Genomic DNA, 14159 nt, shown 5'->3' on the forward strand with positions numbered 1-14159 from the left:
AGTCGGATGTATAAAGTTTTAGTTACTTGCCCACCAATGTTAGGAATGTTTGGTGAGTTTGTTGAGCCTGCAAAGGAGCTTGGTATCGAGCTCGTTGCCGCTAACACTACTCAAGTTCTTAGTGAACAAGAGCTGATTGAAATTCTTCCTGAATTTGATGGCTGGATTATCGGAGACGATCCTGCTACTGAACAGGTTTTCACTGCCGCAGTTGAGGGGAACTTGAAAGCTGCAGTTAAGTGGGGGATTGGGGTAGACAATGTAGACTTCACAGCGTGTGAAAAACTGGGTATTCCCATTACAAATACGCCTAATATGTTCGGTGGTGAAGTGGCTGACGTTGGTATGTCGCTATTGTTGGCTCTAGCGAGGCAAACTCATTTTATCGATCGTGAAATACGTCAAAACAATGCTTGGCCAAAACCAGCAGGAATGAGCGTATCAGGTAAACATATTGGTGTAGTGGGCTTTGGCGATATTGGAGAGAGTTTTGTTAAAAGGTTGTCAGGGTTTGACGTTACTGCAACCGTATATGATCCAGGTGTTGAAGGTAATAAGGGATATAGTTTCGTCGAACGACAGCCTTTTCCAAATGATATAGGTAAGTGTGACTTCTTAGTGTTCACATGTGCACTTAATCAGCATAATCGCCATATGCTAAATAGTGAGGTTATCGCGGCGATGAAATCAGGCGCTATGGTGGTTAATGTCGCCCGTGGTCCATTAATAGATGAAGCAGCATTAATATCTGCATTGCAAAGCGGCCATTTATACGCGGCAGGTCTTGATGTCTTCGAAGAGGAGCCACTACCTCCATCTTCGCCTTTACGGGATATGCCTCAGTGTATTTTTGGTTCTCACAATGGATCAAATACTAAAGAGGGTGTGCGTAGGGCAACACATAAAGCGCTCGAGGAAATCGCTAACTTTTTAAATCAATTAAGTTAAACAGTGTAGCTAAATATGGAAGTAATCAAAAAATGGGCACTAATTACTGGTGCCCTCGGTGGGATAGGTCAGGCCTTAGTTAAAGAATATGTAAATAAAGGCTTCAGTGTTATCGCTACAGACATAAAACAACCTGTGGGGTCAGTTGAAAACGTTGAATTCATTGAACTAGATCTGGCTGAGCTTGCGAGAAGTGACGAGTACACAAAATCATTTTATAGACGAGTTCAGCAGTTCACTCAGGGGCAGAGTATTTGTGTTTTAGTAAATAATGCAGCCGTGCAAACTCTCGCTCATTCATCGAAGTTGGATCGCAAGCAATGGCAAAGTAGCTTTGATGTTAACCTGACCGCGCCGTTTTTCTTATCACAGTTATTTTTAGATGATTTAGCCAAAAACTCTGGTTCCATAGTAAACATCAGCAGTATACATGCAACGCAAACCAAGAAAGAGTTTGTAGCTTATGCGACAACTAAAGCTGCATTGAGTTCGATGACGAGGAATATGGCTCTTGATTTAGGTGATAAAGTTAGGGTCAATGCTATTGAGCCTGCTGCAATAGCAACAGAAATGTTGAAAGCAGGGTTTGAAGGTAAAGAAGATAAATACAGTCAGTTGGAAGCATACCACCCCATTGGGCGAATCGGCACACCAGAAGAAATTGCAAAGTTGGCAGTTTTTCTCTCATCAGATGACGCTGGATTTGTACAAGGTGCTTGCATTAGTGCGAGTGGCGGGATTAGAGGATGTTTGAGTGACCCAGATTAAAGGAACTGAGTGATGGCTAGGTTGGATTTAGTACGAAAAGCGAATCAATTATTCTTATCAAAGGACTATGAGCAGGCAGAAAGTGCATATATACAGTTATTAGAAAATAATCAAGATATTGACTGTTACGAATTTAATTTGTTCATGTGCAGAAAGAGGTTGGGTAAAAGTGTATCAAGTTATGGGCTCCCTTCTTCCGGGGAAGTTTTAAACGAGGTGTTAAGGCATGGCTCTGTAGAGTTATTTAACTCTAAACCAGAGACAGATATTGTTTTTTTACAGGCTGACAAGTTTGTTTTACCACTAGAAAAGCAAATAGAGAAACTTCTATTTTATATTGCGCCCATGGTAAATCGAGTGGGTAACGTGTATCTATTTGTTCAAGATGCTTCGGTCAAGGGGGGGAGGTTAGAGGCTAGAGACAAGAGGCTTAATGAGATTTACAGTAAAGTTAGTCTATTATCTGTAGCTGAATTTGATAAGGGCTTTGTAGATGATTTAGTTGAAGGAAGTGTTAAATCATATATATTTCATGAAAAGTCAATTCCTGAATCTAGCGTGTTTGATAAAAAATTGCTTCAACTATTATCTAGAAAAAGTGGCAATATTTGGAGAGTGCATGATGATGTCCAGCATCACGGGTCTTTTCTATTGAAGTCCTTATCCGATTATTTTGATTCATTTTGTTATCAACAGCAACTTAAAAACAAGCTGGTAGAACTAAGAGAACGTAATAAACGAGGAGATTGTTATGTCTTTGGTACTGGTCCAAGCTTACGCTATGCTTATTGTATTCCTGAGATAAATGAAAGTGTGGTGATTACATGTAATAGTGTTGTTAGAAACCCCACAATGCTAGAGTTTATGAAGCCAGACATAGTGTGCGCTACCGATCCTATTTTCCACGCAGGCTGGGGAAAGTATGCTGAAGAATTTAGAACGAAACTGCTTGATTCAATGTATGCTCATGATTTCTTTCTTGTGGTTCCGCATCGGGATATACACATTTATTTGAATTATTTACCTGTGGAGTTTCATCATAGAATTGGCTGTTACGAATTTGAGTCAAAGATTGAAACATTAAACTTTGACTTAATCGCCAGTCAAAAAAGTGCGCCTAAACCAAACGTATTAACTAATATCATGCTTCCTATTGCTGCGACTATTGCAAAAACTATATATGTTGGAGGATGTGATGGAAAGAAAGATAGTTCGTCTTACTTTTGGGAACACGATAAATCTTCGCAATTAAATAATCAAATGGAAGATATTAAGGGTGAATTTAAAGGGTTCTTTGATATTAGTTATGATAATTACTACATAGAGCATTGTAATACAGTTAAGTCTCAGTTGGCTGAGTTGAAGCAAAACGGTTACAAGGTTGTAGGTGTTACCCCTAGCTATATTCCAGCTTTATCCGGAGTTCAATGCTTAAATCCGATGGTAGAGAGTTTATCTAGCTGTAGCAAATCAGTGTCAATTGTTATGCCAGCAAGGAATATGGCATCATCAATAGTATCTAGTGTCCATTCTGTATTGAAGTCTGCCAAAAACGCGGAAGAATCATTATCTTTATTTATTATTAATGAGGGGTCAAGTGATGACACTGTATCATTAGTTAATGAAAATTTCGCGCCTGAGATTGAGAACGGTACAATCTATATTGTAAATACAATCGGTTTGGGGGTTTCATGCGCAAGAAATATAGGGGTAGCTTTAAGTGAATCAGAATATATTGGCTTTTTAGATGCAGATGACTTGTTTTCTGAAGACTCGTTAAGGGTTCGTATCAGTTCAATTAGAAATGGTGATGAATCATTAGTTGGTGCCTTTTCAAAAACTAAGCTAGTTGATATTGACTCTAATGAAGTATTGAGTGTTGCAAATGATTTCGGTAAAAATGGGCTATTGTATGGCTTTGAAAGAGTTCACTCCCCGGCTCATATCAGCTCTATACTATATAAATCTGATGCTATCGCCGGTTTAACATTTCCTGTAGGTGTCTCTTACGGGGAGGATTGGTTGTTCCTATCTCGTGTTTTAAGAGGTGGAGGGCAGATAGTTTTTTGTTGTGACTCTCACACAGTATATTCTATTCATGCAGCATCGGTTACTAAGAAATCACCTGAGCAACACATCAGCGCGCTTTATACTATATTGGATACAATCTATAACAAAGATTCCGGCCTAGAAACCATAGGAGCTAAATTTGAGCAAGGCTTGTCGGCCATAGCTCATAAGTCAGTTCCAGAGTATTCTCGAAAAATTACTGAGTTAACTGTTCGTTTAGTTGCGTGTTATTTTGTTAACAAAAAAACAAATGCAAGTTATCACAAGCTGTCATCAATGGTAGGTAAATATCCTTTTAATGTAATGGATACGTGCTTAGCTGAAAACGCAGAGTCCATGAAGGCAACATTTGCGCGAGAAGTTCGACGTTTTTCTGGGAGTCAGATCGTTGAAAAGGATGTTCACGGTTTTTTGAATAGGTCGAAGGTCGCTAAATTTTTACCTTCTTTTACAGAGTTGTATAGATCATGAGTGGTTCATTTGTAGTGATAGGTAATTGCCAAGCTGGGCCAATTGCAGCCATGTTGGATCGTATGCTGCCTTGTTGGACAAAACTTCAGCCAATTCTGGTCCATCTAATTAATGACCAAAACAAAAAGCAATATGCTGAAATTATTAAAAAGGCTGATGTTATTATTCATCAGCCTGTTTCGAATGCATTTGGTGAGTTTAGTACTAACAACTTAAAAAAAATATTTCATAACAAAAAGTTTATATCTTTTCCGGTTTTGTATTTTTCAGGCTACTTTAGTAGCCTGATGTATTTGCGAAAGCCTGGAGGGGGGACGCTCCCCGGAGTTTTAGGCGACTACCATGACTCACGGCTTGTACGTGGTGTTTTGTCGGGACTTTCTAATGAGGAAATTGTTGAGTCTATATCTAAATCAAGCGCTGTAAATGCTCGCACTAAATGTAAAGAGAGTATCGACGTTCTGCGTAAAAGAGAAGAAGAGCTCGATATAAGGGTAAGTAATTATTTAGAATCAGAGTTTTCGAAAAGACAATTATTTTATGTATTTAACCACCCTTCAAATGAGCTTCTTTTAAAAGTTGCACGTTCAGTTATAGATATACTGCAGGAAGTAGAAGTTCACCAGACTTTTGACAAAGAGTACCTCGATGCCTTGGTATGCCCGGCGGATAGTGACTTTATCGCAGAGTTTGGCAGCAAAGAGTGCTTTGGAAGCAATTACTCATGTTTGGTTGATGGACAGCGCTTAACTTATAGTCCCATTGAATATTTTAAAAAGCAAATCGAACAGTATAGAACAACGTTGCAGTTAAAAGAGTTGTATAGTTATGCACTTGAACGAACTAAAGTAATTGGTTATTAATGTGACTTTGGTAAATTAACTGTCGAAGTTGATGACCATTATATTATTTATTGAAATAGCAACGTTGTAGTAGCTCGTAAGAAACTAGAATGTTTTTTAATTTGGCTAAGGTATATTTTGTGAAAAAAGCATTAATAACTGGTATTACTGGGCAAGATGGATCGTATTTAGCTGAATTCTTATTAGCGAAAGGGTATGAAGTTCACGGCATTAAAAGGCGCTCATCATCTTTTAATACCGATCGTATTGATCATATTTATCAGGATCCACATGAAAAGACCTCCAATTTAATTTTACATTATGGAGACCTAACTGACTCCTCATCACTCATCCGTATCATTGGCTTGGTGCTTCCAGATGAGGTTTACAATTTGGCGGCTCAATCTCATGTAGCAGTCAGTTTTGAGCAACCTGAATATACTGCGGACGTAGATGCATTCGGTACAGTTCGTATTCTTGAAGCTATACGACTATTGGGGTTAATTGAAAAAACTCGTTTTTACCAAGCATCTACCTCTGAGTTATATGGGAAAGTAGCGGAAATACCTCAATCTGAAACAACCCCATTTCACCCTCGTAGTCCCTATGCTGTTGCTAAGTTATATGCTTATTGGGCTACCATTAATTATCGAGAAGCGTTTGGGATGTACGCTTGCAATGGAATTTTGTTCAATCATGAATCTCCGCGTCGCGGAGAAACATTTGTTACGCGTAAGATAACCCGAGCAATCGCTAACATAGCTTGTGGTCTAGAGTCTTGTGTTTTCCTTGGTAATATGGATGCCTTGCGTGATTGGGGCCATGCTAAAGATTATGTGCGTATGCAATGGCTCATGTTACAGCAAGAAACAGCAGAAGAATTTGTTATTGCCACTGGAAAGCAAATCTCAGTAAGGGACTTTTTATGTATTTCAGCGAAAACAGCTGGTATTGAATTAGCTTTTATCGGTAAAGGAATAAATGAAGTAGCTGTTGTTAAAAGTGTCAACCCATCGCTGGCCCCAAAGGTGCAAGTAGGAGATGTCATCGTAAGGGTTGATCCACGATACTATCGTCCTGCTGAGGTCGATACATTACTGGGTGATCCTACAAAGGCGAAGCGTAAATTAGGTTGGGAGCCTCGTATTTCTGTTGAAGAGCTTTGTCAGGAGATGACTTTCTCCGACCTTACTGTTGCAAGGAAAAATGCTTTGCTAAAAGAACATGGGTACGACTTTGCTGCACCTTATGAAATTTAGGTGACTTTTGGAAATGTATAACTTTAACAGAATTTATGTTGCAGGGCACAATGGGTTGGTTGGCGCAGCAATTGTCCGTAACCTTCAAAGGCGCGATGACGTTGAGATTATCACAAAATCTCGCGGTGAATTAGACTTAACTGACCAGCGAGCTGTAGCCAACTTTTTTATGACCGAAGACGTTGACCAAGTGTATCTTGCAGCTGCCAAGGTTGGCGGAATTCATGCCAACAACTCTTACCCCGCAGAATTTATTTATGAAAATTTAATGATAGAAAGTAATATTATCCACTCTGCATATCAAAATGGTGTTACCAAGCTATTGTTCTTAGGCTCATCTTGCATTTACCCTAAATTGGCCGAACAGCCCATGCAAGAAACTGCTCTGTTAACAGGTACGCTTGAAGAAACGAACGAGCCTTATGCAATAGCTAAGATCGCTGGAATAAAGCTATGTGAGTCATATAATCGCCAGTATGGGGTTGATTACCGTAGTGTTATGCCAACTAACTTATATGGCCCTAATGATAATTTCCACCCAGATAATTCGCATGTCATTCCAGCATTACTAAGGCGTTTCCATGAAGCTAAGTTACATGGAGATAGGCAGGTAGTAGCCTGGGGGAGCGGTGACCCTATGCGTGAGTTTTTACATGTTGATGATATGGCTGCAGCATCAATTCACGTTATGGAACTGGAAAAAGAAATTTATGACAAGAACACAGCCCCGATGCTTAGCCATATTAACGTTGGTACTGGAGTTGACTGCACTATTCGTGAGTTGGTTGAGACAGTGGCTAAAGTAACTGGTTATAAAGGGGAGATAGTGTGGAATCCGAGCAAACCAGATGGTACGCCACGCAAGCTGATGAATGTTAACCGTATAAAGAGCTTAGGGTGGAGCCACAGTTATTCTTTAGAGGAAGGATTGACTAATACTTACAAGTGGTTTCTAGATAATCAAAGTGTTTTGAGAACTTAGTTTTTCAGCTTATTGTTATATGAATTTGATGGCTCAGGGGCAAAGTTGCATTGACCTTGAGCCTTTAAGTTTAATGTCGTTGTGTTTAAACCTGTAAACTCTAATCTGCTTAATAGTTGTACATCTCTATTATGTCACCATAAAGTTTATCGAACTCTTTAGCTACTTTTGGGGTGAATACATCCTTCCATTGTCCAGGTTGTGGATTCCGGATGTGTTTGATCTTTCCAATTTGCTTAGCTGCGGAGTAGGTTAACGCTAAGTCTTTTGCTGCCTCGACTACTTTATCCGGGTAGGCAAAATGTTTAAGCATGCTAGCTATAGTCGCTTGTTCATTATTCAATATGTTTTCATACTTATACAGTTTTATTCTTGGATCATCTGTAGGCCAGTTTCGCATTGATGTTAAGTGGTTCGCCCTAAATTCCAGTTGAGCAAGTAGCCCATCTTCTAAAGAAAGTGACTCAAGGTATGATGAAAAAGACTTCCCACGACCCAAGTTTTCGGGCACGACGCCATTAACGCCTTTAAAGTCTTTTTCTTGAGGGTTCACTATTTTAGTCCATGGTTCTGCACCGCGTTTATGATAAAAATAGCCTGACACGATGAGATCTCTTGGATCCCTAATAAAGCGCGTTATTCGAGTCTTATGCGGAAGACTGTTCAAATCTAGAGCGTGGTTATTGATAGAGGTGATTTCATATACTCGATTTTCATTGAAAAATTCATCTACATTACTTTTGAAGTGTTTGAATTTTACGCTTTCTTCCGTGTTTAGTAGTTGGTTAAATATCTTTTGTGTGTATGAAGTGAGGCATTTGTGGTAGGAGCAATGTATATTCATTGTTAAAGTATGTTCCTGTCTTGAAAATACTGCCACAACAAAATAAGTCGCGGCAGTCCGATTTTTCCTATTTTTCTATTAAGGACTTAAGTTCGTCAATTTCTCTTCTAAGAGCCTGAACTTCTAATTTCAGTTTTTCGTTGAGAGCTTTAGATGAGGCAAGTGATATACCCACTGCGTCAGCAACATTAATTGTCTTATCGGAGCCCCCGACATTAAACAAGCGCTTAAAGTCTTGTGCCATTGGACCGATATGTACTGTGTTAGTTTTGTCAGATTTGAAGCTCCAGGTCGATATCGGTAGTGCTTCAAGTGTATTTAACAATATACTCGGATTGATAGGATTGATATTATGCTTCTTATTAATATCTGATGTTACGTTAAATGCAGTGGCGTTCATGTCTGAGGTAACTGTTAATTCACCAGTAGCACTAAGGTCAAATATATTTGCACCGGTCCCTTTAATTTTTAACCTACCACTGTCAAATAATCTAAAGTTAGTTGTTCCATCAGTTGCGCCGATGTAAAACGAACCCGTCGTCGAAGAGGTGAGATTATCGTACATGAATTGTCCAATTGTCCAATCAATAGTATCAGCACTGTCGTCAATAAAGTTTACTCTTGAGTCTGACGAAGCGTTGGTGATGTTAATATCACCGTTTCCTAGCAGTAAGTCACCAGATTCAATATCAAGCTTCGCATCAGGAGTTTGATCGCCAATACCTATGTTGCCGCTAGCAGATACAACTAATGCATTGGTCGGTGCGCTTGGCATAATCTTAAATGGTAGTTTTGAACCATTAGTTACATCGCGAACAAAAAAGTTCGTTTCGTTACCGGCAATGTCCCAGGTTTGTGCAGTAAAGCCAGAGCTGCCATCTTGCTCAAGTCTTAAGGTAGGACTATCGCCGTCTACCACTTGAAGTTCCACTACCGGAGTTGATGTACCCAGACCTACACGGCCGCCGTCATCAACGTATATAGCATGGCTCTGAGCACCGGCTTCAATAGTAAAAGGGGTTTTTCCGCCATCAATGTCATCGATTGAAAACTTGTTTAAGCCGCCGTTTGATGAGTCGTTAGCTGTTAGCTGCCAGTCATTACTCGGGAAGCTAGCGCTGTTACTGGTATCTTGAAACTTAATTCTCAGGTTGTTTTCCTTCAAACGAATAGTGTCAAAGCCAAAAGATTCACCATTAACACAATCTTGGCCGATACAAGCACTGCTTGTCACGATTAGATCATCGTTAAAAACCTGATCTGCGAGCGCGTTGTTAGCGACAACGGCAAGCGCTGCAGCAAGTGAAGATTTTACAAAAGTGTTCATATTTATTCCTGTTATAAGACGTTTAACTATTTCAACTACTGCTCTTGAAAATTAGGTTCAATGACTGGGTTTTGTTCGTCGACGGTTACAAACTCACTGTCCACTACATTGAAAAAACCCGTTTTCGTTTGTACTAGGCCTTTATTCCTAGTTGCGCCATCTCTTCCGGTAGACGCATCGCTAATGATTTCAATTTTGCCATTACTAATGTATTGAGCTTTGTAGGAGTAATTTCCTGAGGAGAGAGTACCGAGAGTATCAATGTCTAATTGCAAGTCATCATTGTACAAGTCGACTTGTGTAGTAAAACCATTTGGGCCTGTGATAGTTATCGAAACCTGATCAAATGGGCTGTCAACGGCGAAATCTAATACGGTTTTACTGACCACCACCCCTTGACTGCTTGCGGAAAAAGAGCTTATCGCCATAGCCAGTACGGCAGCACGTAAAGTAGTTTTGTTTTTCATATTATTCTTAAGACTCACAAACTGAGTTGTTATTATGTTGTTAACGGTATTATATACCTTAGTGTTGCTAAATGTAACAGACAACTGGTTTGATGACGGGCGAATCAGTCATATTTGGCAGAAATAATACTTTCGTATGTGACTGTTTTTGATGATTAAGTTGCGCATTTATTAACCAGTGGCACGATTAATGTCTGTCGTTGATAAATATTGCTGCCCATTTTTTTGTATTAGGTGTTATCATTTTGTGAATTAATGTTAATGACTGGCAGGCGAAAAATGCTATTCAAGTATCCTCTTTATTTCCTTACTTTTATTGTCAACTTTATAGTTGTTAGTTCGGCATTTGCCGCTGGCACGGATTTGGTTGTTTCCGGAAGTTTTAGCAGTACTAGCGTTAGCTCGGGCAATAACTCGAAGTTAACCTATACCTTGACCAATAACTCAGTGGATACCAATGCAAGTTCTGTTCAATTTGATGTAGGTTTGCCTAGTGGTTTGACGATTTCTGATCCAGTAGGCGCTAGTGTTAGCTGTTTATCAGGAACTCACAATTTATCTGCAGGTGCGAACTCTGTGAGTTTTTCCGGATTCGAGCTAAATTTTGGGCAAACCTGCGAAGTGTCATTTTCAATTACCGCCCAGTCAGCCACACCGCAATCATTTAACGTTGCGACGAGTGGATTCCAATCTAGTCTTGGGGCAGCCACAGATATCTCGACAAGCCTTGCGGTAACTACTGACACGGTATCAGCCAGTTTGAGTTTTGTTGAGAGCCAAATCCCCTTTCAGGAGACGGCAAACCTAGAGCTTATCTTTACCAACAATAACGCGGGTTTTGCCTATGGTTTAACAGGCTCTTTAACACTTCCCGCTGGATTAACGTTTGAAGATAATATTAGCCAAAGTAATTGTGGGGCGCACTTAACTGTTACCAAAACAGGTGATGACACAGTTAATCTAAGCTCGTTCAATCTAAATAACCAAATAGTAGCTTTTGTAAATGGCTTGAATGATCAGTGTATTGTTTCAATGCCCGTGACTGGCAACTTGCCAGGCGATTACGAAGTTGCGACAGGAGATTTATCTTATACTGGAACTTCGGTGAAAATTGGTCAGGCTGCTACGTCGCTAACGGTGGATAGCATTGGTTTTGTTAATGCTAAATTTAACCCTAAGTTAGTTCAGCCTGGTGATACAACGTCACTAGATATTGAGATTACTAACTTTGATCGCTCAAACCAAGCAAATAGCATTGTATTTGTATCTGATTTTGATGCCACTTTGTCAGGGCTTATCGCTACAGGACTTCCAATAAATGATGTGTGTGGTGCTGGTTCTACCATCACAGGAAGTAGCAGCGCCAGTTTAAATGCTGGTTCGTTAGACGGAGGACAAAAGTGTAGTTTCTCTATTCCCGTTACAGTTCCTAGTAATGCTAGCAATGGCACATACAATCATGTTATCACTTCGATTAGCTCTTCATTGCAAGCGTATCCTGACACTTCAAGCAAACTAATTGTTACCAACGCTCCCACTGTGACAATGGATATCGTCGAAACAGACATTGCCGCTGGTGAGCAAATTACGCTGCGTTATACCGTTACTAACATTGATTCAGTCAACGCGGCAACCGGAATAAGTTTTGATACATTTATTGGCTCGCCTGCCGTTGCAACTATTACCACACTGCCCGGAGATAACTATTGTCAAAGTACAGGAGCGAGCAGTCAAATTTCTCCTTCTACGGATTTATTTGCTGCTAGCTACTCTGCGATGGATTTAGCGGCGGGGCAGTCATGTACTTTTGATTTATTGGTGACTCTTAATGCAGATGCAAACGCCGGGCAGCAAACGTTTTATAGCGAGTCAGTGTCTGCAACAATCAATAGTAATTTGGTCACGGGATTAGACGTATCTGCATCTGCAATTTTTGATATCAACACTGCGCCAACTGTGTCGTTATCATTGAATGATACTACTTTGTTGCCGGGAGACAGCGCTAATTTAATTGTTAAGTTGGATCACAGTGCTAACAATAGCTTAGCGGCAGATAATATTGGCTTATCGATTGATCTTGATTCAGCTTTTACAGGATTGGTTGCGACAGGTTTACCTCTTGCTGATGTGTGTGGTAGTGGTTCGAGTTTAATTGGAACAAGCATAGTCAGTTTAAGCTCCGCTTCACTAGCCGCGGGAGAGTCTTGTGAGTTTAGTATCCCTGTTCAGTTGCCAGCGGATCAAGTAGGGGCTGTTACTGTAACTAGCTCAAATGTCTCTGCACGGCTTGGCGCAAAAACAATAACCTCTCTTGCATCAAGTACTAGCTTTTCAGTTTCAGGGTTAGCGTTTACTAAATCAATTTCTCCAACTAGTCTGCGACTCGATAACGCGAGTAAAACAGTAGATGTTACCTACCTGATCACTAATCAAGCTGGAGCTGGTGATGCAACAGCGGGTTTTTTAGTCGACAACATTAGTTCGTTCATCTCAGGAGCTCAAGTAACCAGCGCTGCTTTAAGTGGTTTTTGTGGAGCGGGCAGTACGACTAGTGGTACATCAGCATTAATAGCCACAGGAATAGAGGTTGCTGAAGGCGGTCAGTGCTCATTCTCGGTTCAAGTGACAATTCCTGGTAGCACAGCGCCTGCGACATACAATAGTGGCTTGTCTAATTTTACCGCGACGGTAAATTCTGCAAGTCAAACAGTTACGTCGAATGCTTTTTCTTTGTCGGTAGAAAAGTTAACTGTGTCTTTAGATATCGATGTTACTAGCCCAACATCTGAGAGTTTAGTGAATCTATCAATAGCATTTTCATCACCTGTATCAGGATTTGATGCTAGTGATATTACTTTGGTTAACGCAACGAAAGGGGCATTTACGGGAGCTGATGCGAATTACACTTTAGAAGTCATCCCTACGTTAGACGGCGACGTGACCATTCAATTACCTGCTGGCATGGCGCTTGATGTTGCTGATGCAAGTATTTCAAACGAAGCAGCTTCAGATTTAGTATTTAACTATCAGTCGGTTGCTCCAGCTCCAACGCCAAGTATTGCTATAGGTTCGCCTTCTGCTTTGCTCACTAGCTCGCAAAACGTAAGCTATTCAGTTCAATATACCGATGTCGAGCAGGTTAATCTGCTAGCATCTGATATTACTTTAAACACCACTGGTACGGCTAACGCTTCAATTGCAATTGTCAATGGTGACTCTAGCAATCCTACCGTCGAGTTAAGTGGTTTCACTGGTGATGGTACATTAGGAGTGAGTATCGCTGAAGGAACTGCACGTTATAGCGTTAATTTGGCACCGTCAGCTGGGCCGTCTAGCGTATTTGCAGTAGATACTCGAAAGCCGAATGTCGCGATAAGTGCAACAAATAATCAATCAAGTTCTTTTACGATGTCAATCGTGTTTGACGAGAATGTCACAGGCTTAGAACTTAGCGATATCAATGTGACGAATGGTTCGGTTTCGAATCTAGTCGCGTTAGATGCCAAGAATTATCAAGTTACCGTAGAGGCCGCGGGTGAAGTACAGATCTCTCTATCAATTGGTAGCGATTCGGTTGTAGATCAGGCTGGCAACGGCAACACCGCTTCGATATTGTTGCAAGTGGATTATGATGATGTTCAACCTGATGTCGTAATCGGGGGGCCATCTGGTGTAGTGTTGGGCGCCTTTACAAGTACAATTGCATTCAGTGAAGCTGTTACAGGGTTTACTCTATCTGATATCGCTGCAACTAATGCTAGCTTATCAAACTTTACTTCAATCAATTCTGCTTCCTATTCAGTGCTGGTAACGCCGTTGACTCAAAATCAGGTGTCATTGGATATTGCTAGTAATGTCGCGACAGATTCGTTTTCGAATAGCAATACAGCAGCCACCACCTATAGCGTTATATATGATATTAATGATGCGCCAGTGATTTCAGGTACGCCTGCAACATCAGTCAATGAAGACAGTGCTTATAGCTTTACCCCAAGTGCCAGCGATGACGATGTGAGTGACACCTTAACCTTTAGCATTGCCAACAAGCCAAGTTGGGCCACGTTCAATACTGCTAATGGTCAGCTATCAGGCACGCCAACTAATGCGGATGTGGGTACCACTGCCGGTATCGTGATTTCGGTGAACGATGGCACAGTCACAACAAGTTTAAGCGCCTTTAG

Annotated in this window: 10 protein-coding genes; 7 read left to right on the forward strand and 3 right to left on the reverse strand. The window is 40.6% G+C overall.

Features of this window, described 5'->3' with window-relative positions:
* Window positions 1-6 precede the first annotated feature (6 nt).
* The 6 genes from G3R49_RS05790 (at window position 7) to G3R49_RS05815 (ending at window position 7340) form a co-directional block, all read left to right on the forward strand.
* The gene (locus G3R49_RS05790) at window positions 7-948 is read left to right on the forward strand and encodes a phosphoglycerate dehydrogenase (RefSeq protein WP_210147130.1); all 942 of its coding nucleotides are present in this window, start codon (window positions 7-9) and stop codon (window positions 946-948) included.
* A 15-nt stretch (window positions 949-963) separates the two neighbouring features.
* The gene (locus G3R49_RS05795) at window positions 964-1716 is read left to right on the forward strand and encodes an SDR family NAD(P)-dependent oxidoreductase (RefSeq protein ID WP_167868995.1); all 753 of its coding nucleotides are present in this window, start codon (window positions 964-966) and stop codon (window positions 1714-1716) included.
* Between the two features lie 12 nt (window positions 1717-1728).
* Window positions 1729-4257: a glycosyltransferase gene (locus G3R49_RS05800; RefSeq protein WP_167868996.1), complete on the forward strand. Its 2529-nt coding sequence runs from the start codon at window positions 1729-1731 to the stop codon at window positions 4255-4257.
* Window positions 4254-5120: a WcbI family polysaccharide biosynthesis putative acetyltransferase gene (locus G3R49_RS05805; RefSeq protein WP_167868997.1), complete on the forward strand. Its 867-nt coding sequence runs from the start codon at window positions 4254-4256 to the stop codon at window positions 5118-5120. Before G3R49_RS05800 ends, G3R49_RS05805 begins: the two co-directional genes overlap by 4 nt.
* Before the next feature lie 119 nt (window positions 5121-5239).
* Complete coding sequence (gene gmd / locus G3R49_RS05810; RefSeq protein ID WP_348633911.1) at window positions 5240-6358, forward strand: GDP-mannose 4,6-dehydratase; 1119 nt, start codon at window positions 5240-5242, stop codon at window positions 6356-6358.
* 13 nt (window positions 6359-6371) lie between these two features.
* The gene (locus G3R49_RS05815; RefSeq protein WP_167869392.1) at window positions 6372-7340 is read left to right on the forward strand and encodes a GDP-L-fucose synthase; all 969 of its coding nucleotides are present in this window, start codon (window positions 6372-6374) and stop codon (window positions 7338-7340) included.
* 109 nt (window positions 7341-7449) lie between these two features.
* Here G3R49_RS05815 and G3R49_RS05820 read toward each other — a convergent pair whose 3' ends face one another.
* Genes G3R49_RS05820 through G3R49_RS05830 form a run of 3 tightly spaced genes read right to left on the reverse strand, consistent with a single transcriptional unit; the run spans window position 7450 to window position 9978 of the window.
* Window positions 7450-8220 (reverse strand): sulfotransferase domain-containing protein, encoded by a 771-nt coding sequence (locus G3R49_RS05820; RefSeq protein WP_167868999.1) that lies wholly within the window; start codon window positions 8218-8220, stop codon window positions 7450-7452.
* Between the two features lie 31 nt (window positions 8221-8251).
* On the reverse strand, window positions 8252-9511 hold the full coding sequence (locus G3R49_RS05825) for a tail fiber domain-containing protein (protein ID WP_167869000.1): 1260 nt from the start codon (window positions 9509-9511) through the stop codon (window positions 8252-8254).
* A gap of 35 nt (window positions 9512-9546) precedes the next feature.
* Window positions 9547-9978, reverse strand: coding sequence for a hypothetical protein (locus tag G3R49_RS05830; RefSeq protein WP_167869001.1), 432 nt, complete (start codon window positions 9976-9978; stop codon window positions 9547-9549).
* 576 nt (window positions 9979-10554) lie between these two features.
* On the opposite strand from G3R49_RS05830, the gene G3R49_RS20295 reads away from it, so the two are divergent.
* Window positions 10555-14159: Ig-like domain-containing protein (locus tag G3R49_RS20295; RefSeq protein WP_210147131.1), on the forward strand; the 3605-nt coding region annotated here is incomplete at its 3' end.

Source organism: Shewanella sp. WXL01 (assembly GCF_012263345.1).
GTDB lineage: Bacteria > Pseudomonadota > Gammaproteobacteria > Enterobacterales > Shewanellaceae > Shewanella > Shewanella maritima.

Bases quoted from the DNA above. Each gene is read 5' to 3' on its own strand.
- G3R49_RS05790 (WP_210147130.1), top strand. From the start codon at position 7: ATGTATAAAGTTTTAGTTACTTGCCCACCAATGTTAGGAATGTTTGGT.
- G3R49_RS05795 (WP_167868995.1), top strand. From the start codon at position 964: ATGGAAGTAATCAAAAAATGGGCACTAATTACTGGTGCCCTCGGTGGG.
- G3R49_RS05800 (WP_167868996.1), top strand. From the start codon at position 1,729: ATGGCTAGGTTGGATTTAGTACGAAAAGCGAATCAATTATTCTTATCA.
- G3R49_RS05805 (WP_167868997.1), top strand. From the start codon at position 4,254: ATGAGTGGTTCATTTGTAGTGATAGGTAATTGCCAAGCTGGGCCAATT.
- G3R49_RS05815 (WP_167869392.1), top strand. From the start codon at position 6,372: ATGTATAACTTTAACAGAATTTATGTTGCAGGGCACAATGGGTTGGTT.
- G3R49_RS05825 (WP_167869000.1), bottom strand. From the start codon at position 9,511: ATGAACACTTTTGTAAAATCTTCACTTGCTGCAGCGCTTGCCGTTGTC.
- G3R49_RS05830 (WP_167869001.1), bottom strand. From the start codon at position 9,978: ATGAAAAACAAAACTACTTTACGTGCTGCCGTACTGGCTATGGCGATA.